Source organism: Roseixanthobacter liquoris, assembly GCF_043195135.2.
GTDB lineage: Bacteria > Pseudomonadota > Alphaproteobacteria > Rhizobiales > Xanthobacteraceae > NCEH01.
Map to the genome: position 1 here is coordinate 4760065 of NZ_CM195537.1, position 24116 is coordinate 4784180.

The window sequence follows — 24116 nt, forward strand, 5'->3', positions numbered from 1 at the left end:
TGGCGGGGATGCCGGCCGGGATGTCGGAGCATGAAGCCCGGCCCCAATTCCGAACGCGCGCTCATTCTGTGCCCGGATCCGAGGGAAGGCACGCTGGCCGCGCAATTGCTGGCCGATGCCCACATGCCGCGTACGCTCTGCCCGGACCTGCCGGCCCTCGTGGGCGAGCTGAAAGGCGGCGCCGGGCTCGCCCTGATCGCCGACCAGGCGCTGATCGACGTCGACCTCTCCGCGCTGCGCGATTGGATCGCGGCCCAGCCGTCCTGGTCGGATTTTCCCTTCATCATCCTCACCGATCGCGCGGAAACCGACCGCAACCCGCTGACCGTCCACCTGTCGGATATCCTGGGCAACGTCTCGTTCGTGGAGCGGCCGTTCCAGGCCACCTCGCTGCTCAGCCTCGCGCGCACCGCCGTGCGCGGGCGGCGGCGGCAGTATGAGGCGCGCGCCCGCATCGAGGAGCTGCGCGACGGCCAGGAGCAATTGCGCTTCGCGCAGGAAGCCGGCCGCATCGGCACGTTCGAGTTGGTGGCGGAAACCGGCATGGTGAACGTTTCGGAGGCGTTCTGCCGCCTCTGGGGCCTGGAAGCGCGCAACACCTTCGCCCTGGCCGAACTCTACGAGCTGGTGCTGGCGGAGGACCGGCCGCGCATCAAGACCCTCGCCAACATTCTGCCGGGCGATGCCCTCGCCTATACCGAATATCGCATCCGCCGCCCCGACACCGGCGAGGTCCGCTGGATCGCCCGGCAGGGCGAGCCGGTGTCCGACACCGCCACCGGTGCCAGCCGCTATTTCGGCGTCACCTACGACATCACCGCGCAGAAGCGGGCGGAAGCCGACCTGCGCGAGAGCCGGGACCGCCTCGCCAACGAAAGCGAGGTGCTGGAGCTGCTCAACCGCACCACCAGCGCGCTCGCCGCCGAGCTTGATCCGGACAAGCTGGTGAAGCAGGTGGTGGAGGCCGGCGTCGCGCTCACGCAGGCGGCCTATGGCGCGTTTTTCTACAAGGCGCGGGGCGCGGCGGAGGACAGTTTCACCCTGGTGTCGCTGGCCGGCGCCGATGCCGCGGCCTTCACCGCCCTCGGCGCGCCGCGCATCACGCGCATGTTCGACCCCACCTTCCGGGGGCTCGGCGTCGTGCGCTCGGCCGATGTGGCCATGGATCCGCGCTATGGCGACAACGCCCCGCACCACGGGCTGCCGGACGGCCATCTGCCGGTGCGCTCCTATCTCGCGGTGCCGGTGGTCTCGCGCTCCGGCGACGGTGTCGGCGCCCTGCTGTTCGGCCATCCCGAGCCGGACATGTTCAGCGCGCGGTCCGAGCGGGTGATGTCCGGCCTCGCCGCCCAGGCCGCCATCGCCATCGACAATGCCAATCTGTTCAAGAGCGTCCAGGCGGCGCGCGAAACGCTGGAGCAGCGGGTCGAGGAGCGCACCCGCGAGCGCGACCGCATGTGGCGCCTCTCCGGCGACCTGCTGAACGTGTTCGACGCCGAAGGCCGGCTGATCGCCGTGAACCGGGCCTGGACCAGCGTGCTCGGCTGGAGCGAAGCGGAGCTGCTGTCCTCCCGCGTGCTGGATCTCGTCCATCCCGACGATGCCGATGCCGCGCGCGAGAAGATCGCGATCCTCGACGGCGGGACGGTCACGCTGCGCTATGAGAACCGCTATCGCACCCGCGAGGGAGGATACCGCCGCATCGCCTGGACCGCTTCCCCGGAAGCCGGCCTGTTCTATGCCATCGGCCGCGACATCACCGAGCAGCGCGAGATGGAAGAGCAGCTGCGCCAATCCCAGAAGATGGAGGCCGTGGGCCAGCTCACCGGCGGCATCGCGCATGATTTCAACAATCTGCTGCAAGGCATCACCGGCTCGCTCGATATCGTCAAGCGGCGTATCGCCCAGGGCCGCATGGGCGAGCTGGAGCGCTTCATCTCGGGCGCCATGACCTCGGCCCACCGGGCCGCCGCCCTCACCCACCGCCTGCTCGCCTTCTCCCGCCGCCAGCCGCTCGACCCCAAGCCGGTGAAGGCGAACCCGCTGGTCGCCTCCATGGAGGACCTGCTGCGCCGCACCCTCGGCGAGCGGATCGCGCTCGAACTCGTGCTGGCGGGCGGGCTGTGGCAGACCTTGTGCGATCCCAACCAGCTTGAGAACGCCATCCTCAATCTGTGCATCAACGCCCGCGACGCCATGCCCGACGGCGGGCAGCTGACCATCGAGACCTGCAACGCCCATCTGGACGGCGCCTATGCCGCGAGCGTCCGCGACGTGCGGCCGGGGCAATATGTCTGCATCTGCGTCACCGATACCGGCGCCGGCATGTCGAAGGAAGTGATGAGCCGCGCCTTCGATCCGTTCTTCACCACCAAGCCCATCGGCCAGGGCACCGGGCTCGGCCTGTCCATGATCTATGGTTTCGCCCGCCAGTCGGAGGGCTATGCCAAGATTTACAGCGAGGCCGGCAAGGGCACGACGGTGAAACTCTATCTGCCGCGCTATCGCGGCGCGACGGCGGTGGAAGAGGAGCCGGAGGCGCCGGCGACCCTGCCGCGCCTGGAGCAGGACGAGACCGTGCTGGTGGTGGAGGACGAGCCGGTGGTGCGCGGCCTCATCGTCGAGGTTCTGCACGAGCTGGGCTATCGCGCCCTTGAGGCGGGAGACGGGCCGGGCGGCCTGAAGGTCCTCGAATCGGACGCGCGGATCGACCTTCTGGTGACCGATATCGGCCTGCCGGGCCTCAATGGCCGCCAGATCGCCGATGCGGCGCGGATCGTGCGGCCGAACCTGCGGGTGCTGTTCATGACCGGCTATGCCGAAAACGCGGCCATGGCCAACGGCTTCCTGGAACCGGGCATGGAAATGATCACCAAGCCCTTCCCCCTCGATGCCCTCGCCCTGCGCCTGCGGGACATGATGGAGCGCACGGAAAATCGCTGACCGGCGCCGCCGCGGGGCGCCGCTCACGAAAAGGTGATCTCCCCGGTTTTCTGCCTGAACGCGGCGCCCGGTCGCGAATTGTGGCGCGAATGCAGCCAAAACGGGGATGGCGCTCCACTGGCGGACGGCGCGCTCCGAGGTTTCCCGAGCGGGAGCCGGATGCTACCCAGAAGCGAGTGACGTCGCTCCATCCGGGGCGAGGGCGGGAGCGAGGCGGCCATCGTGCCAGGGATGCGCGCAACACAGGCATGGCTGCGACCGGGGTTCGCCCTGGCGATGGCCTATGTGTTCGTGCTTCAGACCGTGCTGGCACTGAGCCTCTTCACCACCCACACGGCCCGCGCCGCGCTCGCCGCGGACCCCGCGCAGATCCTGTGCCTCGCCAGCCATGAGTCCGGCGACGACACGGGGGGCGACCATCCCACCTCCGGCAAGACCGTGCCGGTCGCGTCCTGCGCCCTGTGCGCCTTCGCCGGCGCCGGCTTCGATGCCCCCTCCGCGGCCGATTTCGTGCCGCTGAAACGCGCCTTCATGCGCGTGACCACTGCGACGGAGCGGGCGTTCGCGCTGCGCAGCCCGGCGCCGACCCCCCGCCTCTCCCAGGGACCACCCAGGACCGCGTGATCCGAACCGGCCTCGCGCCGATCCGCACGTTCATTCCTGGAGTGTCCCATGTCCCGCCTGTTCCGCGCGGCCGGCGCCGCAGCGATGCTTGCCGCATCGTGCACGGCCGCCCTCGGCCAAACCATCGATCTGCCGGAAGTCACCGTAAACACCGACCAGAAAGCCGCCTCCGGCGTTCCGCCCATCAAGGAGAAGTTCCAGCTTCCCCAGACCAGCGCCAGCGTCACCGCCCGGCAGGTGGAGCAGACGATCAATATCGTCGACACCGAGGACGCGGTGAAATACCTGCCCAGCCTGTTCGTGCGAAAGCGCAACAATGGCGACACCCAGCCGGTGCTGGCCACGCGCACCTGGGGGGTGAATTCCTCCGCCCGCAGCCTCGTCTATGCGGACGATCTGCTGCTCTCGGCGCTGATCGCCAACAACAATTCCATCGGCGCCCCGCGCTGGGGGCTCGTGACCCCGGACGAGATCGAGCGCGTGGATTTCCTCTACGGCCCGTTCGCCGCCGCCTATCCCGGCAATTCCATCGGCGGCGTGCTGCTGATCACCACCAAGATGCCCGAGAAATTCGAGGCCAGTCTCAAGCAGACCGAGGCGCTCCAGACCTTCAGCCGCTACGACACCAACGGCAATTATCGCACCGACCAGACCAATCTCTCCACCGGCAACAAGAACGAGAATTTCTCCTTCCTCATCACCGGCAATTACCAGAACAGCTACAGCCAGCCGCTGGCCTGGATCACCACGCCCGGCGTGCCGGCCAACACCACCGGGCTGATCCCCCAGCTCAACAAGACCGGGCAGGTGGCGAACGTCGCCGGCGCCGGCGGCCTGCTGCACACCGAGATGACCAATCTCAACGGCAAGTTCGCCTGGGACATCACCCCCTGGCTGCAAGCCAAATACATGATCGGCCTGTGGGCGAACGACGGGGATTCCACCGTCCAGACCTATCTGCGCACCCTCGGCGGCGTGCCGACCTTCGGCGGCATCGCGGGCTTCGCCAATTCCAACTACACCATCAACCAGCAGCACCTCGCCAATGCCTTCACGCTGAAGAGCGACACCGGCGGCCTGTTCGATTTCGACCTCGCGCTCTCGCGCTATGATTATCTTGAGGACATCCAGCGCAGCCCCTATGGGGTGACCTCAACCGGGCCGTTCTTCACCACCAACGGCAAGATCGCCCGCCTCGACGGCACCAATTGGATGAACGGGGATGCGAAATTCATCTGGCGGCCGAACGAGGCCCATGAGGTGAGCTTCGGCCTGCATGCCGACCGCTATTATCTCAACAATCCCACCTATGCCTCGACGATCTGGAATTCCGGCCCGGATGCCACGTCGAAAATGTATACCGACAGCATCGGTGCCACGACCACCGCAGCGCTTTGGGGCCAGGATGCCTGGCGCTTCGCGCCCGATTTCAAGCTGACGCTGGGCGGGCGGCTGGAGAACTGGCAGGCGACCCAGGGCTTCAACCTCGCCACCACCGCCAATTCCGCGGGCACCATCACCGGCACCACCGCCACCTTCCAGCCGGAGCAGGACGCCACCCGCTTCTCGCCCAAGGCCTCGCTGAGCTGGGCGCCCCAGGACTGGCTGGTGACCGCTTCGTTCGGGCAGGCCTATCGCTTCCCGACCGTCACCGAACTCTACCAGATCGTGCAGACCGGCTCGGTCTATGCGATCCCCAACCCCAACCTCGCGCCGGAGAACGCGCTGAGCGAGGAACTCGCCATCGAGCGCAGCTTCGACGGCGGGAAGATCCGCGTCTCGTTCTTCAACGAGCATGTGGACGATGCGCTGATCCAGCAGACCGCCTTCCTGGCCAATTATCCGGTGCCGGTGAATTACGTCACCAACGTGCAGGCGATCCGCAACACCGGCGTCGAGATCGCCGCCTCGAAGAAGGACGTGTTCATCGCCGGCCTGGAGATGTTCGGCAGCGTGACCTATGTGGATTCGCGCATTCTCGCCGATCCCACCTGGGCCAGCGCCACCGGCACCAGCGTCGTCGGCAAGCACGTGCCCTATGTGCCGGATTGGCGCGCCACCATCGGCGCCACCTACACGCCGGATCAATATTGGGCCTATACCGTCGCCGCGCGCTATAGCGGCAAGCAATATTCGACGCTGGACAATACCGACATCATTCCCAACGTCTATGGCGCCTTCGACAAATTCTTCGTCGTGGACGTGAAGGCCCGCTACAAATTCAACGAGCAGGCCTCCATCAGCCTGGGCATCGACAATATCGGCAATGAATCCTACACGCTGTTCCATCCCTTCCCGCAGCGCACCTTCATCGCCGATGCGAAGATCACCTTCTGAGGCGCGCCGGGCCGAAGGTCATTTCCCCTTCGGCCCGGCGGCTTTGCCCGCGTCGAGACGTTTGATCGCGGGGGCGAGCGGCTTTGCGGCGGAGTCATAGTCCGCCCAGGGCCGCCGCTCCTCCAGCGAAGCGGGGGCAGTGCGGACCGTGAACCGCTTCGGATCGAGGCCGGGACGCACCTCGTCCCACAGCAGGGGCATGGAGACGGTGGCGCCGGGCCGCGCGCGCGGCGAGAGCGGGGCCACCGCCGTCGCCATGCGGTCGTTGCGCAGATAATCGAGGAAGATGCGCCCGGTGCGCAGCTTCTTCGCCATGTTCACCACATAGAGGTCGGGCGCGTCGCGGGCCATGCGCGCGCACACCTCCCGCGCGAACGCCTTCGCCTCTCCCCAATCCGGCCCGCCGGATTTCGGCGCGGCGAGCGGCGCCACCACGTGCAGGCCCTTGCCGCCCGTGGTCTTGCAGAAGGTCGGAAGGCCGAGCGCCTCCAACGCCTCGCGCAAGTGCAGGGCCGCTGCCACGACGGCGGAAAAATCCACCTCCGGCCCGGGGTCGAGATCGAACACCAGCCGCCCCGGCACCTCAGGCCGGCCGGGCGCGCAGTTCCACGGGTGCAGTTCCATGCCCGCCACCTGGGCCACCGCCGCGAGCCCCTCCACCCGGTCGATCTGGAGATAGGGCTGGCGATCGCCGGAGACGGTGACGAGGGTGAGCAGGTTCGATGTGCCCTTCATGGCGTGGCGCTGGAAGAAGGTTTCCGCGCCGATGCCATCCGGCGCGCGCACGATGGAGCACGGCCGGCCCTGGATGTGTGGCAGCATCCAGGCGCCGACGGCCTCGAAATAGCGGGCAAGGTCCAGCTTGGTCACGGGCACGCCGTCGCCCGCATCGGGCCAGAGCGGCTTTGCGGGATTGGAGAGCAGCACGCCCATCACCAGCGGCTTGCCGGACGGCGCCGGGACGGGGGCGGCCGGCGGAGCGGGGTCCTTCGCCGCCCCGGCGCGGGCAGGCTTCGCCTTGCCGCCCCGCGCTGCGCCCGGCGTCGGCTGGGGCATCTGCGTCTCTTCCACCGGGGCGGGCCGCTCGGCTTCCACCTCTCCGGCGGGCTTGTCCTCGCGCAGCGCCTTGAAAGCCGCCTGGCGCACCATGCCGGAGGTGGTCCAGCCGGCGAATTCCACCTCCGCCACCAGCTCGGGCCGGGTCCAATGCACGCCCGCGTCCTTGCGCGGCGCGTTGGCGCCGGTGAAGGGCGATGCCTGCGCCTCCACCGCCTGAAGCCGCGGCAGCAAGGCCTTCACCTTGGCCGCGCCATAGCCGGTGCCGACGCGGCCGAGATAGACGAAATGGTCCGCACGATGCACGCCCACCAGCAGCGAGCGGAATTGACCGTTGGTGGTCGCCCAGCCGCCGATCACCACCTCATGGCCGGCGCGGCACTTGGCCTTGGTCCAGGCCCCGCTGCGGCCGGAAACATATGGCGCATCCAGGCGCTTGGAGACGATCCCCTCCAGATCGAGCTGGCAGGCGGAGCGCAGCACCGCGTCGCCGCTATTCTCGAGATGCTCCACATAGCGCAGGCGCGGGTTCTCCCCCTGCGCCTCCAGCAGGGCCTGGAGGCGCTCCTTGCGGGTTTCCAGCGGCAGCGCGCGCAGATCCTCGGCGCCCTCGAACAGCAGGTCGAAGGCGAAATAGACCAGGTCCTGCGTCCGCCCTTCCGACAGCGCCACCTGGAGCGCGGGAAAATCCGGCGCGCCATGGGCGTTCAGCGCCACCACCTCGCCGTCGATCAGCGCATCGGGAAGCGCGCCCGCCGCCGCGACGATGGCGGAAAAGCGCGCGGTCCAATCGAGCCCGGTGCGGGTGCGCAGCGCCGCCTTTCCGCCCTCCACCCGCAGTTGGATGCGGTAGCCGTCGAGCTTGATCTCGTGCACCCACCCCTTGCCCGCCGGCGGGCGCTCCAATGCGGTGCAGAGCTGGGGCGGAACGAAATCCGGCATGGCCGAGGCGGCGGCGGACGCGCCTTTGCCGGACGCGCCTTTGCCGGACGTGACCTTGCCGGCACGGGCCCGTGCCTGTGGCGCCGCGCGGGCGGATCGCACCACGGCGGAGCCGGCGGCGCTGGCGCCTTTCGCCTTCACCGCGCGGGTGCCGGCGCCGCCGGACGCCTCGGCGCGTTTGTCGGCGGCCAGCCCGGCACGCGAGTCCCACACCGCGTCCGCTGCCACCTTGCCGCCGCGCGCCGTCATGAAGGGGGTGGGCGCCGGCCCTGCGCCGGCGGCGATCTCTTCCATGCTGCGGCCGGAGGCGACGGAGCGGTCCTGCTTCAGCAGGGCATCCTTGTCGCCGGGCCGAGCGTCTGCGTCGCGATGCTTGATCAGCAGCCAATTGGTGCGCTTGCCGCCGGTGCGGTCTGTCTTCATGCGCACCAGGACATAGCTGCCGTGGAGCTTTTCCCCCTGGAGGGTGAATTTCAGATCGCCCTTGGCCAGGGCCTCCTCTGCGGAAAGATCGCCCTCCACCTCCCAGGTGCCGCGATCCCACAGCATCACCGTGCCGCCGCCATACTGGCCCTTGGGAATGGTGCCTTCGAAATCGCCGTAATCGAGGGGATGGTCCTCCACCTCGACCGCGAGGCGCTTGTCTGCGGGGTCGAGGGAGGGGCCGCGCGTGACCGCCCAGGATTTGAACACGCCGTCCAGTTCCAGGCGGAAATCATAATGCAGGCGCGTCGCATCGTGCTTTTGCACCACGAACCGCAGCGCATTGGCGGGCGCCACCTCATCCGCCCCGCTGGGTTCGGCGGTCTGCCGGAAATCCCGCTTGGCGCGATATTTCGAGAGCTTGCTGGTCTGGGCCACGCGCACCTCCGTCCGATGGAACGGGAACTCGGCTTGAGCCTAAGGGTTCATTGCGCGAGGGTGCAAATCCGCACCGGAGCGCACGCCATGGCCACGCCGACCTTCTGGAAGGGCTTCCTCAAGCTCTCCCTCGTCACCTGCCCGGTGGCCATGATGCCGGCGACCACGCAGGCGGAGAAAATCCGCTTCCACACCCTCAACCGCGAAACCGGCCATCGGGTTCGCGCGCAATATGTGGACAGCGAAATCCATGCGCCGGTGGACGACGACGACCAGGTGATGGGCTATGCCCGCGACGGGGACAGCTACGTCACCTTCGAGGACGAGGAACTGGACGCGGTGGCGCTGGAAAGCACCCGCACCATCGACATCGAAACCTTTGTCGAAGACGGCTCCATCGGCTGGCTCTGGTACGACACGCCCCATTATCTTTTCCCCAACGATCCCGTGGGGGAGGAAGCCTTCGCCGTGATCCGCGACGCCATGCGGGCGACCGGGACCGCCGGCATCGCCCGCCTCGTGCTCTACCGGCGCGAACGCGCGGTGCTGGTGAAGCCCGACGGCAAGGGCATGGTGGTGTGGACCCTGCGCTACGGCAACGAGGTGCGCCCGGCGGACGAGGCCTTCGCCGCGATCGATCCCGTCAAGCCCGAGGCGGCCGCGATGAAGCTGGTCCAATCCCTCATCGCCGAACGCTCGCAGCCCTGGAGCGCGGATCTGGTGAAGGATCCGGTCCAGGCGGAACTGAAGAAGATCATCGCCGCCAAGAAGAAGGGGCGTGCCCGCCCGGCGCCCCCGCCCCCCGCCGAGGCGCCCGGCAATGTGATCGACATCATGGACGCGCTGAAGCGCAGCCTGAAAGCCGAGGAGGGAAGCGGCAAGCGCGGCAAATGAAGGGGCAAGGAGAGCGGCGAGGAGAGCGGGCGAGAGCCTGAAGGAGGCTCCCTCCCCCCTTGCGGGGGAGGGTTGGGGTGGGGGGTATGGTGTCGCCGGCACCCCCGCGCCGTCCGCCCGCGCAGCCCCCCTGCGTCAGGGCCAATGGAGAGCTGCCCCCGCCCTCCCCCTGTGTGGGATGATGACCGATCTAGGCCGCGCGCCCTCTCCCAGGTTTGCGCGCGGGCGCTGCTTTTGCCGATTTCTCCTTGCCGGCAGGTTCGGCCTTGGCCTTTAGGGTCGTGCCCGACTTGGCGGCGCCCGCTGACTTTGCGGCACCCGCTGATTTGGCGGTGGCGGCTGATTTGGCTGAACCTGCTGCCTTTGGCGCGCCCTTCGCCGCGCCCTTCTCCGCCCCTTTGGCTCCGCCGCCTTGCCCGGCGCTCGCGCGCAGCGCATCCAGGAGATTGACGACGTTCGATTTCGCCGCCGGCTTCGGCCGGGCGATCTTGCGGCCCTCCAGCTTGGCCCGCACCAGATCCACCACCGCCGCCTCATAGCGGTCCTCGAAGCCGTAGGGATCGAAGCTGCCGGCCTTGGTGGCGATGATGTGCTTGGCGAGGTCGAGCATCTCGCCCTTCACCTTCAGCGCCGGCACGTGCGAGAAGGCGTCGGCTGCGGCACGGACCTCATAATCGAAATTCAGCGTGGTCGCGATCATGCCGGCCTCGTAGGGCCGCAGCAGCACCGTGCGCATGCGGCGGAACAGCACCGTGCGCGCGATCGCCGCCACCTTCCCCGCCTCCATGCCGGCGCGGATCAGCGCGAACACCTTGGCGGCCACATCGTCGGTGGGCGCGAGATAATAGGGCCGGTCGAGATAGACGAGGTCGATGTCGGCGCAGGCGACGAAGGCCCGGATATCCAGCGTCTTGTCGCTGTCCGGAACGGCGGCGGCGATCTCCTCGGGCTCCAGCATCACATAATGGCCGTCGCCGGTCTCATAGCCCTTCACCTGCTGGTCGCGCTCCACCTCCGCGCCGGTCTCCTCGTCCACGAACACGCGGCTGAGCCGGTGGCCGCTGGTGCGGCTGACCGTGTGGAACGACACGCGCTCGGACTGGGAGACGGCGGAATAGAGGCCCACCGCGCAGCTCAGCTCCGCGATCTTGAGGAAACCCTTCCAATTGGCCCGAGGCGACACGGTGAATGCTCCCTGACGCGCACGCGCATGCCCCTCAAACGCCGCGGCAACCGTTGCGTTCCGCTTCCGCGCGCCGCGGATCGTGAACCCTCAGCTCGCGGCTGCCAAGGGGGGTGCCGAATGGGGTGACGAAGGGGGTGACGGCCGCGCGGCCCCGGAGCGATCCGCATCGAAGGTCGGATCGAGGGCGGGTCCCGCCACGATCCCGGCATCGTGCAGCCGCCCGATCGCGGCGCTGGAAAGGCCCAGCACGTCGGCCAGCACCTCGTCCGTATTCTCGCCGAGATAGGGCGCGGACCGCGTGGGATGGCGCTCCAGATCGGCGAAGCGCACCGGCGTTCCCGCCGAGATGTGCCGGCCGACGCCCTTGGTTTCGATCTGCTCGAACACCGGATTGGCGAGCGAGACGCGGGCATCCTCCGCCATCAGGCTGGCGACGGTCTGATACTTGCCCCAGCACACCGCGTGTGTGTCGAAGGTTTCCGCCACCTCGGCGAGCGTGCGCGCCTCGATCCAGAGCTTCACCAGGGCGGCGATGACGTCGCGGCCGTGGAAGCGGTCCGCCTCGCGCGCGAAATCAAGGCCGGTCGCGGCTTCCACCGCCGCGATCTGCGCGCCGAGCCCGCAGGCGCGCACCAGCGCCGCCCATTGGCGGGCGGAGATCGCCACCACCATGATGCGGCGCTTGTCCCGGGTGGCAAAATCACGTCCGAACGCCCCGAACACATCATTGCCGAGGGCCGGGCGGTCCTTTCCGGTCAATTCCACCTCGGCCATCAGGCCGAGATGGGCGAGGGTGGAAAAGGCGGCATCGGACAGGGCGAGGCGGATGTCGGCGCCGGCGCCGCTCTCGCGCCGCCGCAGGATCGCCGCCAGGATCGCGGAGGAGGCCTGGAGCGCACAGGCCACGTCCCACGCCGGCAGGGCATGGTTGGTGGGTGCGGCGAGCGAGCCGCCGCCCGTCATGGCGGGATAGCCGGTGGCGCAGTTCACCGTATAGTCCACCGCCGTCGTGCCGTCGGACGAGCCTTCGATGACGCAGGAGATGACATCCGCCCGCGCCGCCGAAAGCCGGTCGTAGGAGAGCCATTCAGACGCGATGTTGGTGAGCAGGATGCCGCCGCTCGCGCCCGGCGCGGTCACGAGGCCGCGGATCAGCTCCCGCCCCTCGGGCCGGCGGATATCCACGGCGATCGAACGCTTGCCCTTGTTGAGACTGGTCCAATACAGGCTGCGCCCGCTCGGCATCAGCGGCAGGCGGCCGTAATCGATGCCCCCGCCGATGGCGTCGCAGCGGATCACGTCGGCGCCGTACTGGGCCAGGGTCAGCCCGCCGAGCGGCGCGGCGATGAAGGCGGAGCTTTCGACGATGCGCATGCCGCGCAGGAGGTCGTAGGTCATGCCCGGCGCCGCTCCGTCGCGATGGCGCGGTCCTGGCCGGACGCGCGGTCCTGAAGGATCATGTCGGCCGCCTTTTCCGCGATCATGCAGGTGGGGGCATTGGTGTTGCCCGAGGAGATGGAAGGCATGACGGAGGCATCCACCACCCGCAGGCCGGCGACGCCGTGGACGCGCAGGCGCTCGTCCACCACCGCGCCGGGATCGCGCCCCATGCGGCAGGTTCCCACGGGATGGTACATGGACTGGGCATTCTCCCGCAGATAGCCGAGCAGATCCTCGTCGCTCTGGCAGGTGGCGCCGGGCTTGTTCTCCCCGGTCACGTGCGCGGCCAGCGGCGCGGCCGCGAACACGCGGCGGATCCAGCGCAGGCCGGCGACCATGGCCTTGCAGTCGGCCTCCTCGGTCAGGAAGTTCGCGACCATGCCGGGCGCCGCGAACGGGTCGGCGGACTTCAGATAGACCCGGCCCCGCGACTGCGGGCGGATGAAGGAGCAGGAGGCCGTCACCGCCGGGAACGGCTCGAACACGAATTTGCCGTCGGGCGCGATGAACAGGCTGAACGGGCGGAACTGGATCTGAAGGTCCGGGGTCTCGGCGTGCGGGCCGGAGCGCACGAACATGCCGGCCTGCGCCGCCGCCGAGGTTAGGAGGCCGTCGCGCTTCACCACATAGCGCACCACGTGCGGCAGGATGCGATAGGTGGAGATGATGTGGTTGACCGAGAAATCCGGCGCCACGCCCGCGAGATAATGGGCATAGAGATGGTCGTGGAAATTCTTGCCGACGCCCGGCAGGTCCCGCACCACTTCGATCCCGTGGGCGGCAAGCTCCTCCCCCGCGCCGATGCCGGACAGCATCAGGATCTGCGGCGAATTGATCGTGCCCGCGGAGAGGATCACCTCCCCCGCCCGGGCGTCCCGGCGCTCGTGCCCCACGCGGTAGCGCACGCCGACGGTGCGCCCCGCCTCGACCAGGATCTTCTCGACCTGGGCCTCCACCTCGATGGTGAGGTTCGCGCGCCCGCGGGCCGGTTCGAGAAAGGCGCTGGCGGCCGAGACCCTGCGCCCGCGCTCCATGGTGAACTGAAGATAGCCGATGCCGTCCTGCGCCTTGCCGTTGAAATCGGGATTGAACGGCAGGCCGATCGTCTGACCCGCCGCCACGAAGGCCTGCGAGGCCGGGTGCGGCTCCATGAGGTCCGAAATCCCCATTTCGCCGTCGGCGCCGTGCAGGTCGCTGGCGCCGCGCACCTGTTTCTCGCTCTTCTTGAAATAGGGCAGCACATCGTCCCAGCCCCAGCCGGCATTGCCCATCTGCCGCCAGCCGTCATAATCGCCGGGCACGCCGCGCATGTAGACCATGCCGTTGATGGCGCTGGAGCCGCCGAGCGTCTTGCCGCGCGGGCAATAGATGCGGCGGTTGTTGAGGCCCGGCTCGGCGTCGAAATAATAGCGCCAGTTCACGTTCGGGTCGTTGAACAGGCGGCCCATTCCGGCGGGCACCTTCAGCCACGGGCTGCCGCCCTTCTGCCCGGCCTCCAGCAGCAGCACGCGGCTGCGCCCGTCCGCGGTCAGGCGGTTGGCGAGGACGCAGCCGGCGGTTCCCGCCCCGATGACGATGTAATCGTACATGAATGCACCTTATGACGGGGCCGGACGGCCGACGCCTCCTGACGAAGACTTTGCTTTTTCTGAAGAGGCTCAGTCGACCGAGCCGCCTTCCATGATGTAGAGATGCGCCTCCGAGGAATCGAAGCGATAGCCGATGACGTCCTGGTAGGCGGGCGAGAAGTAGAAGTCCTTTGCCCGCGCGAGGCTCTCGAACTCCAGCAGCACCACGCGCTTCACCTCGCGGCCGCCCTCGATGACGGCGGGGTTTCCGCCGCGGATCAGGAATTTCGCGCCGTAGGCCTCGAGCACCGGTTCGACGCGGGGCATGTATTCGCGGTGGAAATACGCCTCGTCGGTCACGTCCAGCTCGGCAAAAATGTAACCCTTGTTGACGGGTCCGCTCATCCTGTCGTCTCCTCGATGTTGTTTTGTCTTCAGTGGGTGGCGCCGCCGAGATAGGCGTCGCGAACCGCCGGATCGTCGCGCAGCTGCTCCGACGGCCCCTGGAGCGACACGCGGCCGTTCTCCATCACGTATGCATAGTCGCTGACGCCGAGCGCCGCCGCCGCGAACTGCTCCACCAGCAGCATCGTCACCTTCTCCGACTTGAGGCGGGCGATGATGCGGAACACCTCCTCCACCAGGATCGGCGCAAGGCCCATGGAGGGCTCGTCCAGCAGCAGGACATCGGGGTTCAGCAGCACCGCGCGGGCCATGGCCAGCATCTGCTGCTCGCCGCCCGAGAGCGTGCCGGCGAGCTGGCCGCGCCGCTCCTTCAGGCGGGGGAAAAGCTCCATGGCGCGGTTGAGGTCCGCGTCCACGTCGCCGCGCGGCCGCCGCCGGGTGAAGCGCGGATAGGCGCCAAGCAGCAGGTTGTCGGTGACGGAGAGGGTGGGAAACACCCGCCGTCCCTCCGGCGAATGGGCGAGGCCCCGGCTCGCGATCTCGTAGGATTGGAGGCCGGAAATATCCTTGCCGTTGAGCAGGATGCGGCCTTCCTTCGGCGCGATCATGCCGGAGATCGCGCGCATGGTGGTCGTCTTCCCGGCGCCGTTGGAACCGATGAGGCTGACCACATGCCCCTTGGCCACCTCGATGGACACGCCGTGGAGGACATCGACCTTGCCGTAGCCCGCGTGCAGGTTCTGGATGCTGAGCATGGGGCGCCCTCACGCGGCCTGGGACGCGGCATGGGAGCCGCCGAGATAGGCTTCCACCACCTTGGGGTCGCGCCGCACGCTGGCGCCGTCGCCCTCGGCGATCTTCTGGCCGAAATCCAGCACGGTGACGGTGTCGCAGGCGCTCATCACGATGTCCATGTGGTGCTCGATCAGGATCATGGTGATGCCGTGGTCGCGGATCTTGCGGATCATGCGCATCAAATCCTCGATGTCGTTGGCCCGCAGCCCGGCGGCCGGCTCGTCCAGCAGGATCAGGCGCGGCGAGAGGCCGAGGGCGCGGCCGATCTCCAGCATGCGCTGCTTGCCATAGGGCAGGTTGCGCGCCTCCACATTGGCGAGGTCCCGCAGGCCGACGAAGCGCAGGATGCCGGCGGCGCGGCGGAAGGCGGCGCGCCGTTCGCGCCGGTAGCGCGGCGTGTCCAGCGCGGCGTCGAGGGCGGTGCTTCTGAAGGTGTGGTGCAGCCCCACCAGCACGTTCTCCAGGACGGTCATCTCGCCGAACAGCTGCACGTTCTGGAACGTGCGCGCCACCCCGCGCAGAGCGATGTGCGCGGGGGTCTCGCCGGAGATCACGCCATCCTGGAAGCGCACCTCCCCTTCGGTCGGGGTGTAGATGCCCGTCAGGACGTTCATCATGGTGCTCTTGCCGGACCCGTTGGGGCCGATCAGCCCGTGCACCGTGCCGGGACGCACGTTGAGGTCCACCTTGTTGAGGGCCTTCAGGCCGCCAAACGCCATCACGATGCCGCGGGCCGCCAGCAGGTCGCCGCCGGGCGCAACCGGCGTCGCCCCGTGGTCCCAGGCGTCCGCCTCCTCGCCGTGGCCGATCTCCAGATCGCCATGGCGCCGCAGGTCCATGCCCATGGCCTCCGCGAGCCCGCGCAGCCAGCCGACGATGCCGTCCGGAAGATAATAGACCACGCCCAGGATCATCAGCCCGAATATGGTGAGCCGGTGCTCGATGGGATCGTGAATGGAGAACACGAACACGTCGAATGCCGCGAGCGCGACCACCGGGATCGCCACCTGCCTGAATGTCAGCGTGCGGCGCGCGAGGCCGACGGCGACCACCGCCGCGACGATGATGGAGAGCCCCACCGTCAGCGCGCGGAACAGCGGCAGGTCGAACAGCATGTTGGGCAGGAACACCACGATCGCCGCGCCCAGGATGGCGCCCGAGCGCGTCTTGCGGCCACCCAGGATCAGCGCCAGCAGGAACAGGATCGCCAGGTCCACGCCGAACGCATTGGGGGCGATATATTCCTCCGAATAGGCGAACAGCGCCCCCGCGAGCCCGGCGAACGCCGCCGACAGGGCAAACGCGAACACCTTGTAGAGATAGACGCTCACCCCCATGCAGTCGCACGCGATCGGGCTGCCGCGCAGCGCCTCGAACGCCCGGCCGATGTGGGAGCGCAGCAGGCGCGACACCACCAGCACGGACGCCACCAGCGCCACCATCACGAAATAATAGAATTCCACCGCGTTCAGCCGGTGCCCGAGGATCTCGGGCTTGGTCACCGTGAGGCCCATGGGGCCGCCGGTGAGGAAGTCCATCTCGTTGATGAGGATCTGCACGATGGTGCCAAAGGCCAGCGTCACCATGGCGAGATAGGGCCCGGTCACGCGCAGCGCCGAGAAGGCGAGCACGGCGCCGAACAGCGTGGTGAACGCGATCGCGGCAGGAATGGACAGGTAGAACGGAAGGCCCAGCTTGGTCGCGAAGATGCCCGCCACATAGGCGCCGATGCCGAACAGGCCGGCATGGCCGAGCGAGACCTCGCCGGTATAGCCCACCAGCACGTCGAGGCCGAACAGCAGGATCGCATAGATGGCGACCACCACCACGAGATGGATGTAATAGGGGTTGCCGACCACGCTCGGGAAGGCGGCGAGCGCAAGGAGCGCCGCGCCGAGCAGGGCGAATTTCAACGCCTGAATCGTCAGACCTTTCTGCACCGTCAGACCTTTCTGATCGTGGCTTTGCCGAACAGGCCGGCGGGGGTGATGGCGAGAACGATCAGCAGCAGCAGCAGGCCGGGCACTTCCTTGTATCCGGTGGAGAGATAGAAGCCCGTGGCGGTCTCGGTGATGCCGAGGATGATGCCGCCGACGATCACGCCGAGCCCGGAATTCAGGCCGCCGATGATGGCGACCGCGAGCGCCTTCAGCCCCAGCGCCGTGCCCATTCCGGCGCCGGCCAGGGTGAGCGGCGCGATCAGCATGCCGGCGAGCGCCGCCGTGGCCGAGGACATGGCATAGGAGAAGGTGATGACCCGGTCGGTATTGATGCCCATCAGGCCCGCCGCGCCGGGGTCCGACGAGGTGGCGATGATGGCCTTGCCGAAGATCGTGCCCCGGTTGAAGAATTCTATGGCGAGCATGAGGATCAGCGCCCCCGCCACCACCATGATCTCCATGGGTAGCACCCGGGCGCCGAAGATCAGGATCGGCGTGTCGGGCAGCGGGGAGGGAAACTTATAGTCGTCCTTGCCCCAGATGTTCTCGGCCACGTTCTTGAAGATGATGCCGAGCGCGATGGTGGACATGATCCACGAGAACTCGGACTTCGACTTGCGCGCGGGGCGGATCGCCACCTGTTCCACGAACACGCCCTGCGCGGCGCCGACGAGGAAGATGATCGGGATCGCCAGCCAATAGTTCACGTAGCCGGTGAGGGAGAGCGCGACCAGCGCGCCGATCGCCAGCGCCTCGCCCTGGCCGAAGTTGAGCGTGCGCGAGGTGGCGAAGGTCAATTGATAGCCGAACGCCGTGACGCCGTAGATCATCCCGAGGGCGATGCCACTGAACAGGATTTGCGGGATGTATTGCATCGGTTTCGATCCTGCCGGAAGGTGCGGACGCGGGATCCGCCGGCGGCGTTTCACCGCCGGCGGGTATCGCGGGCTCAGTTGGTCTTCTTGCGGTCGGCTTCGTTCGCATAGACGACCTGGCCGTCCTTCACCTCGCCGATGACCGCGACGGAGCTGTCCTTGAACGCCTCGTGGTCGGTGGCGGAGAACGGCTTGTCGTAGGTCATCACCAGCCCGTCCACCTTCACGTTCAGGTTCTCCAGCGCCTCGCGGATCTTGTCGCCGTCGGTGCTGCCGGCCTGCTGGATGGCGGCGGCGAGGATGTAGACCGTGTCATAGCCCTGCGCCGCCCACACCGGGCCGGGGATGCGGGTGGTGCCGGTCGCCTTCGAGAAATTGTCGATGAAGGTCTTCTTCTTTCCGGTGGCGTCCGCGAGGATGATGGTCTGGGGCATGCGCGCGCCCTCGCCGTTGACGCCGGCGCTCTCGATGAAATTGGGCATGGAGAGGGTCCAGCTGCCGATGATCGGAACCTTCCAGCCGAGCTTGGCCATGCCGTTGGCGATCTGCGCCAGTTCCGGCCCGACGCCGTAGGTGAGCACGGCGGTGGCGCCGGCGTCCTTGGCGCGCAGGAGCTGGGGCGTCATGTCGACGTCCTTGATGTTGAACTTCTCGATCGCCACCGGCTCGATGTTCTTGGCCTTCAGCGCCGCCACCAGGTCCTCGCGGCCGAGCTGGCCGTAATTGGTAGAATCCGCGAGGATCGCCACCTTGGTCAGCTTCGCCTTGATCACCTCGTCGACGATCATGTCCACCTGGATCTTGTCGCGCAGCGAGACGCGGAAGATGTAGCTTGCCGGATTCTTCGGCGGCGCGAACTGCTCGGTCAAATTGGAGCCGGTCGGCCCCGGGGTGATGAGCGGCACCTTCGCTTCCTGGTAGAAGCGCGCGCTCGCCAGCGCCACGCCGGTGTTGATGACGCCGAGCCCGGCGACCACCTTCTCCTTGTGGATCAGCTCCTGCGCCACCTGCACGCCGCGCTCGTTCTTGGCCTCGTCGTCGCGTTCCACCAGTTCCAGCGGCCGGCCGAGCACGCCGCCCTTGGCGTTGATCTCGGCCACCGCCATGCGGATCGCGTCGCGCATGGAAATGCCCATGGGGCTCGACCCGCCGGTGAACGGGCCGGACAGGCCGATGCGGATGGGATCGGCGGCGAGGGCACTGGTGGAGAGGGCGGCAAGCGACAGGGCGAGGAGCCCGCCGCGAATGATCTTCTTGTACATGGCATTTTCCTCCAGGGTTGGATTTTGTTTTTTGCTTTGTCGTCGTCTTGGTACGCACACTTTCGGACTACGCTGCGCTGCGCGCCCGAATTCAGTGGATGTGAAGCCCGCCGTTGATGTCGAGGGTCACGCCGGTGACGTAGCGGGCAAGGTCGCTCGCCAGGAACAGGCACCCGTCCGCCACCTCGCCCGGCGCGCCGACGCGGCCCATGGGGGTTGCCGCCACCACCATCGCGCGGCGTTCGTCGGTGAGACGGCCGACGATCAGGTCGGTCTCGATCAGGCCGGGCGCCACCGCGTTCACGCGGATGCCCTCGGCGGCAAATTCGCGCGCCATGGCCTTGGTGAGCGCATGCACCGCGCCCTTGGCGGCGGAATAATGCGGCCCGCCCATCACCCCGCCGCCCCTCTGGCCGGAGACCGAGCCGATGGAGACGATCGCCCCGCCGCCCCGCGCCCGCAGGTGCGGCACCACGGCGCGCGCCATGTTGAAGGCGCCGCGCAGGCTCACGTCCATCACCAGGTCGTAGCCCGCCTCCTCGATCTCGAGCAGGGTGCGCGGCTGGCTGACGCCGGCATTGTTCACGAGAATATCGACGCCGCCGAATTCGGCGGCCACGGCCTCGACCACCTGCCGGCAGGCGTCCTTGTCCCGCACGTCGCACGGGTAGCCACGATGCGCCGGCCCGATGGCGGCGGCCGCCGCTACGGCATCGCTGCCGCGCAGGTCGAGGATGGCCACCCGCGCGCCGTTCCGCGCGAAGGTGCTGGCGGTCGCCCAGCCGATGCCGCGCTGGGACGCGCCGCCGGTGACGATCGCGATCTTGCCCTCAAGCATTGGTTTCCTCGTACGTTTCCACGGCTCTTGCGGCCGCTTCCCCAAGTTCAGTGGATGTGCAGCCCGCCGTTCACGTCGAGCACGGTTCCGGTGACGAAGCTCGAGAGGTCGCTCGCGAGGTAGAGGCAGACATTGGCGATGTCGTCCGGCTTGGCGAGACGCCCCATGGGCGTGTTGGCGATCGCCCTTTCGCGCATGTCCTCGGTGAGCGAGCCGATCAGGAGATCGGTATCCACGAGACCCGGCGCGATGGCGTTGACGCGGATGTTGTCTGCGCCCAGTTCCCGCGCCATGGCCTTCGCCATGGTCTGCACGGCGCCCTTGGCGGCGGCATAATGCGGGCCGCCGAGCACGCCGCCGCCGCGCTGGGCCGCAACCGAGCCCATGCACACGATCGCGCCGGAGCGCGCGGCGCGCAGATGCGGCGCCACCGCGCGCGACATGTTGTAGGTGCCGCGCACGCTCGAATCCATGACGAGGTCGTAATCGGCTTCGGTGGAGTCCATCAGCCGATAGGGCTGGCTGACGCCGGCATTGTTCACCAGCACGTCGAGCCGGCCAAAATCGGCTAGAATCTCCGCCACCACCCCGTTGCAGCGCGCCGCATCGCGGACGTCGCAGGCATAGCCGCGATGGGCCGGTCCGATCTCGCCGGCCGCCGCCTGCGCGCGTTCGGCGTTCAGATCCAGCAGCGCGACGCGCGCGCCGTGGTCGGCGAACAGGCGGGCGGTCGCCCAGCCGATGCCGCGCACCGAGGCCGCACCGGTGATGATGGCGACCTTTCCGGTCATCAGGGGAATGGCCATGGCGCGGCCTCAGACCGTCAGGACCACTGAGCCCAGCGTCCGCTGGGCCACGAGGTCCGCGTGGGCCTTCGGCGCATCGGCGAGCGGATAGGAATTGCCCACCTTGATGCGGATCGCGCCCTTTGCGATCAGGTCGAACAGGGCGCCCGCGCCGGTGCGGAAATCGCCCGCGTCCGCCGTATAGTGCGAGACGGTCGGCCGGGTGACGAACAGCGAGCCCTTGTTGCGCAGATTGGCGAGCGAGATCGGCTCCACGTCCCCCGAGGGCCAGCCGAAGGAGACGATGAGGCCGAACCGCGCCGCGCACTCCAGCGAGCGGTCGAAGGTCTCCTTGCCGATGGATTCATAGACCACGCTGACCCCCTTGCCGCCGGTGATCTCCTTCACCCGGGCGACGAAATCCTCCTCGGTCAGGAGGATCGCGTGGTCGCAGCCGTATTCGCGCAGCACCGCGATCTTCTCCGGCGTCTCCACCGTGCCGATGACGATGGCGCCGAGATGCTTCAGCCACTGGATCAGGATCAGGCCGACACCGCCCGCCGCCGCGTGCACCAGCACGAAGTCGCCGGGCTTGATCTCGCGCAGGCGGGTCGAGAGATACCAGGCGGTGACGCCGCGGAACAGCGCGCCGGCGGCAGCCTCGGCGGGGATCGCCTGGTCGGGCAGGCGCACCACCCGTTCGGCCGGGACCGTGCGGGCTTCCGCATAGCTGCCGGCCACCGCATAGACATAGGCCACGCGGTCGCCCGCCTTCACGTGCGTGACGCCGGGCCCCACCGCCTCCACCGTCCCCACGGCGCCGAAGCCGAGGCCGGTGGGCAGGGTTGCGGGCATGATGCCGGAGCGCATCTGGGTGTCGATATAATCGACGCCGATGGCTTCCTGGCGGATGAACACCTCGCCCGCGCCGGGGGCGGCCGCGGTCTCCTCCACGAGGCGCATCACCTCGGGCGGGCCGATCTCATCGACGATGATTTTCCTGTAGGTCGCTGACATTCTTCTTGTCCTGTTCTTTCCGACGTCCGTTTCAGGAAGCAGATGCGGCCGGGGCCGCGCTCATTGGGCGGTCCATCCCCCATCCACCAGCAGGCAGGTGCCGGTGATCATGGCGGCGGCGGGCGAGGCGAGGAAAATCGCCGCGCCCATCATGTCCTCGACCCGGGCCATGTCGCCCATGGGGATCTTGGAGACCAGGAAGGCACGCTTCTCCGGCGTATCGACGATGCGGCGGATCAGCGGCGTGTCCACGAAGGTGGGGCCGATGGCGTTCACGCGAATGCGCTGCGGCGCCAGTTCCACCGCCATGGCCTTGGTGAGGCCCTCCACCGCGTGCTTGCTCATGCAATAGACGGTGCGGTTGGGCGAGCCCACATGGCCCATCTGGGAGGAGACGTTGATGATCGCCCCGCCGGTCTGGGCGCGGTCCGGATCTTCCAGCATCTTGCGCACCGCCGCCTGGGAGACCAGGAAGCAGGCCCGCACGTTGAGGGTCATGATGGCGTCGAGATGCGCCTCGGTGACGTCCACGAACGGCTCGGGAATATTGGTCCCGGCATTGTTCACGAGGATGTCGAGGCGCGGCAGGGCGGCGACGGCCGCGGTCATGGCCGCCGTGTCCAGCACGTCGAAGGCGCTGACGCGCGCTTCGGGCAGGCCGGCGTCCGCGATGCGCGCGGCCAGCGCCTCCAGCGGCGCGCGGGTCCGCCCCACGAGAACGGTGTCGGCGCCCGCCTCGGCAAGGCCGAAGGCGATGGCTTCGCCGATGCCGGCGCCGGCGCCGGTGACGAGGGCGGTCTTTCCGTCGAGCCGGAAGGTGGGGGTGGCGAGGGTCTGCGATCTGGCGAGCATGTCCATCTCCCTCAGCGGATCACGAACGGATCGGGCACTTCGCTCGCCGTGCTGATCCACACGCTCTTGGTCTGGAGATATTCGTAGATCGCCTCGATGCCGTTCTCCCGTCCCATGCCGGAGCGCTTGTAGCCGCCGAACGGGGACATGAAGCTGACCGCCCGATACATGTTGACCCACACCATGCCGACCGCGAGCTTCTCGGACATCTTCAGCATCCGCCGCACGTCGGAGGTCCACACGCCGGCCGCGAGGCCGTAGGGACTGTCGTTGGCGATGGCGATGGCCTCTTCCTCGTCCTCGAACGGGATGCAGGAGAGCACCGGGCCGAACACCTCCTCGCGGGCGATGCGCATGCGGTTGTTCACGCCCGAGAAGATGGTGGGCTCGACGAATTGGCCGGCGCCGCATTCCGGCCGGGTGGCCGGGCCGCCGCCGAGCCGGCACTCGGCGCCCTCCCCCTTCGCGATGGCGATGTAATCCAGGATTTTCTGATATTGCGGGGGCGTGGTGACGGGGCCGACCTGGGTGTCGGTGCGCATGGGATCGCCCATGCGGGCGGTGCGCGCGAAATCCACCAGGCGCTCGACGAAGCGGTCGTAGGCCGAGCGCTGCACCAGCAGGCGCGAGCCGGCGACGCAGGTCTGCCCCGTGGCCGCGAAGATGCCGGAGACCGCGCCCTTCAGCGCATTGTCCAGATTGGCGTCGTCGAACACGATGTTGGCGGACTTCCCGCCCAGTTCCAGCGTCACGTGCTTGAAGTCGGCGGCGGCGGCCTCGTTGATCTTCTGCCCGCCCATCTCGCTGCCGGTGAAGGCCACCTTCGCGACCTTGGGATGACGCACCAGGGGGGCGCCCACATCGGCGCCGAAGCCCGTCACCACGTTCAGCACGCCGGGGGGAAAGCCCGCCATCTCGAACAATTTGGCCAGCTCCAGCGCCGAGGCGGAGGTGAATTCGGAGGGCTTCAAGACGAAGGTGTTGCCGGCGGCGAGGCCCGGCGCCAGCTTGTTCACCGCCAGCAGCAGCGGCGAGTTCCAGGCGGTGATGGCGACCACCACGCCCAGCGGCTCGTGGCGGGTAAAATTGAACGTGTCCGCCTTGTCGATGGGCAGCACCGCGCCCTGCACCTTGTCCGCGAGCCCGCCGAAATAGCGAAAATATTGCGGCAGATAGCGGACCTGGGCGGAAATCTCATTGATCAGCTTGCCGTTGTCGGCAACCTCGACCCGGGTCAGCACATCGGCATGCTCGACGATCAGGTCGGCGAGGCGATGGAGCAGCTGGCCGCGGGCGGTGGCGGTCATCCTCGGCCATTCGCCCGTGGTGAAGGCCCGGTGCGCGGCCTCCACGGCGGCGTCGGCATCGGCGGCCGTGCCGCGCGGCAGGCTCGCCCACGGCTGGCCGGTATAGGGATTGACGGTCTCGAAGACCTCCCCGCCCGCCGCCGGCACCCATTCGCCGCCGATATACATCTGGTACGTCTGCATGTGGCG

At 68.2% G+C, this 24116-nt stretch carries 18 protein-coding genes; 4 read left to right on the forward strand and 14 right to left on the reverse strand.

All coding sequences use genetic code 11. The features are described from left to right. Nucleotides 1-30 precede the first annotated feature (30 nt). The 3 genes from V5F84_RS21405 (at nt 31) to V5F84_RS21415 (ending at nt 5904) form a co-directional block, all read left to right on the forward strand. Complete coding sequence (locus V5F84_RS21405) at nt 31-2943, forward strand: GAF domain-containing hybrid sensor histidine kinase/response regulator (protein WP_394042851.1); 2913 nt, start codon at nt 31-33, stop codon at nt 2941-2943. 231 nt (nt 2944-3174) lie between these two features. Further along, nucleotides 3175-3567, forward strand: a complete 393-nt coding sequence (locus V5F84_RS21410) for a DUF2946 family protein (protein ID WP_394042852.1) — start codon at nt 3175-3177, stop codon at nt 3565-3567. Between the two features lie 48 nt (nt 3568-3615). Continuing rightward, a complete protein-coding gene (locus tag V5F84_RS21415) occupies nt 3616-5904 on the forward strand; it encodes a TonB-dependent receptor (RefSeq protein ID WP_394042853.1) in 2289 nt (762 codons plus the stop codon). 18 nt (nt 5905-5922) lie between these two features. On the opposite strand, the gene ligD is transcribed toward V5F84_RS21415, so the two are convergent. After that, nucleotides 5923-8763: a DNA ligase D gene (ligD, locus tag V5F84_RS21420; RefSeq protein WP_394042854.1), complete on the reverse strand. Its 2841-nt coding sequence runs from the start codon at nt 8761-8763 to the stop codon at nt 5923-5925. Between the two features lie 87 nt (nt 8764-8850). On the opposite strand from ligD, the gene ku (V5F84_RS21425) reads away from it, so the two are divergent. After that, nucleotides 8851-9657: a non-homologous end joining protein Ku gene (gene ku / locus V5F84_RS21425; protein WP_394042855.1), complete on the forward strand. Its 807-nt coding sequence runs from the start codon at nt 8851-8853 to the stop codon at nt 9655-9657. A 190-nt stretch (nt 9658-9847) separates the two neighbouring features. On the opposite strand, the gene ku (V5F84_RS21430) is transcribed toward ku (V5F84_RS21425), so the two are convergent. From ku (V5F84_RS21430) to V5F84_RS21490, 13 genes are all read right to left on the reverse strand, one after another. Beyond that, nucleotides 9848-10840 (reverse strand): non-homologous end joining protein Ku, encoded by a 993-nt coding sequence (ku, locus tag V5F84_RS21430; RefSeq protein WP_394042857.1) that lies wholly within the window; start codon nt 10838-10840, stop codon nt 9848-9850. Between the two features lie 90 nt (nt 10841-10930). After that, nucleotides 10931-12241, reverse strand: a complete 1311-nt coding sequence (locus V5F84_RS21435) for a CoA transferase (RefSeq protein ID WP_394042858.1) — start codon at nt 12239-12241, stop codon at nt 10931-10933. Continuing rightward, on the reverse strand, nt 12238-13872 hold the full coding sequence (locus V5F84_RS21440; RefSeq protein WP_394042860.1) for a GMC family oxidoreductase: 1635 nt from the start codon (nt 13870-13872) through the stop codon (nt 12238-12240). The genes V5F84_RS21435 and V5F84_RS21440 overlap by 4 nt, the downstream gene beginning before the upstream one ends. Nucleotides 13873-13941: 69 nt before the next feature. After that, nucleotides 13942-14256, reverse strand: coding sequence for a DUF1330 domain-containing protein (locus V5F84_RS21445; RefSeq protein WP_394042861.1), 315 nt, complete (start codon nt 14254-14256; stop codon nt 13942-13944). Between the two features lie 29 nt (nt 14257-14285). Then, nucleotides 14286-15011 carry an ABC transporter ATP-binding protein gene (locus tag V5F84_RS21450; RefSeq protein ID WP_394042862.1) on the reverse strand — a complete coding sequence of 242 codons (726 nt, stop codon included), beginning with the start codon at nt 15009-15011 and terminating at the stop codon, nt 14286-14288. A 9-nt stretch (nt 15012-15020) separates the two neighbouring features. Next, a complete protein-coding gene (locus tag V5F84_RS21455; RefSeq protein WP_394042863.1) occupies nt 15021-16991 on the reverse strand; it encodes a branched-chain amino acid ABC transporter ATP-binding protein/permease in 1971 nt (656 codons plus the stop codon). Nucleotides 16992-16993: 2 nt separating this feature from the next. Next, nucleotides 16994-17866 carry a branched-chain amino acid ABC transporter permease gene (locus V5F84_RS21460; RefSeq protein ID WP_394042864.1) on the reverse strand — a complete coding sequence of 291 codons (873 nt, stop codon included), beginning with the start codon at nt 17864-17866 and terminating at the stop codon, nt 16994-16996. Between the two features lie 74 nt (nt 17867-17940). Next, a complete protein-coding gene (locus V5F84_RS21465) occupies nt 17941-19128 on the reverse strand; it encodes an ABC transporter substrate-binding protein (protein WP_394042866.1) in 1188 nt (395 codons plus the stop codon). Nucleotides 19129-19219: 91 nt separating this feature from the next. After that, nucleotides 19220-19966 carry an SDR family NAD(P)-dependent oxidoreductase gene (locus V5F84_RS21470; RefSeq protein ID WP_394042867.1) on the reverse strand — a complete coding sequence of 249 codons (747 nt, stop codon included), beginning with the start codon at nt 19964-19966 and terminating at the stop codon, nt 19220-19222. Between the two features lie 47 nt (nt 19967-20013). Next, nucleotides 20014-20772 (reverse strand): SDR family NAD(P)-dependent oxidoreductase, encoded by a 759-nt coding sequence (locus tag V5F84_RS21475; RefSeq protein WP_394042868.1) that lies wholly within the window; start codon nt 20770-20772, stop codon nt 20014-20016. 9 nt (nt 20773-20781) lie between these two features. Next, nucleotides 20782-21768, reverse strand: coding sequence for a quinone oxidoreductase family protein (locus V5F84_RS21480; protein ID WP_394042869.1), 987 nt, complete (start codon nt 21766-21768; stop codon nt 20782-20784). A gap of 60 nt (nt 21769-21828) precedes the next feature. After that, entirely contained in the window at nt 21829-22620 is a 792-nt protein-coding gene (locus V5F84_RS21485; protein WP_394042870.1) for an SDR family NAD(P)-dependent oxidoreductase, read from the reverse strand. An 11-nt stretch (nt 22621-22631) separates the two neighbouring features. Beyond that, nucleotides 22632-24110 carry an aldehyde dehydrogenase gene (locus V5F84_RS21490; RefSeq protein WP_394042871.1) on the reverse strand — a complete coding sequence of 493 codons (1479 nt, stop codon included), beginning with the start codon at nt 24108-24110 and terminating at the stop codon, nt 22632-22634. Nucleotides 24111-24116 lie beyond the last annotated feature (6 nt).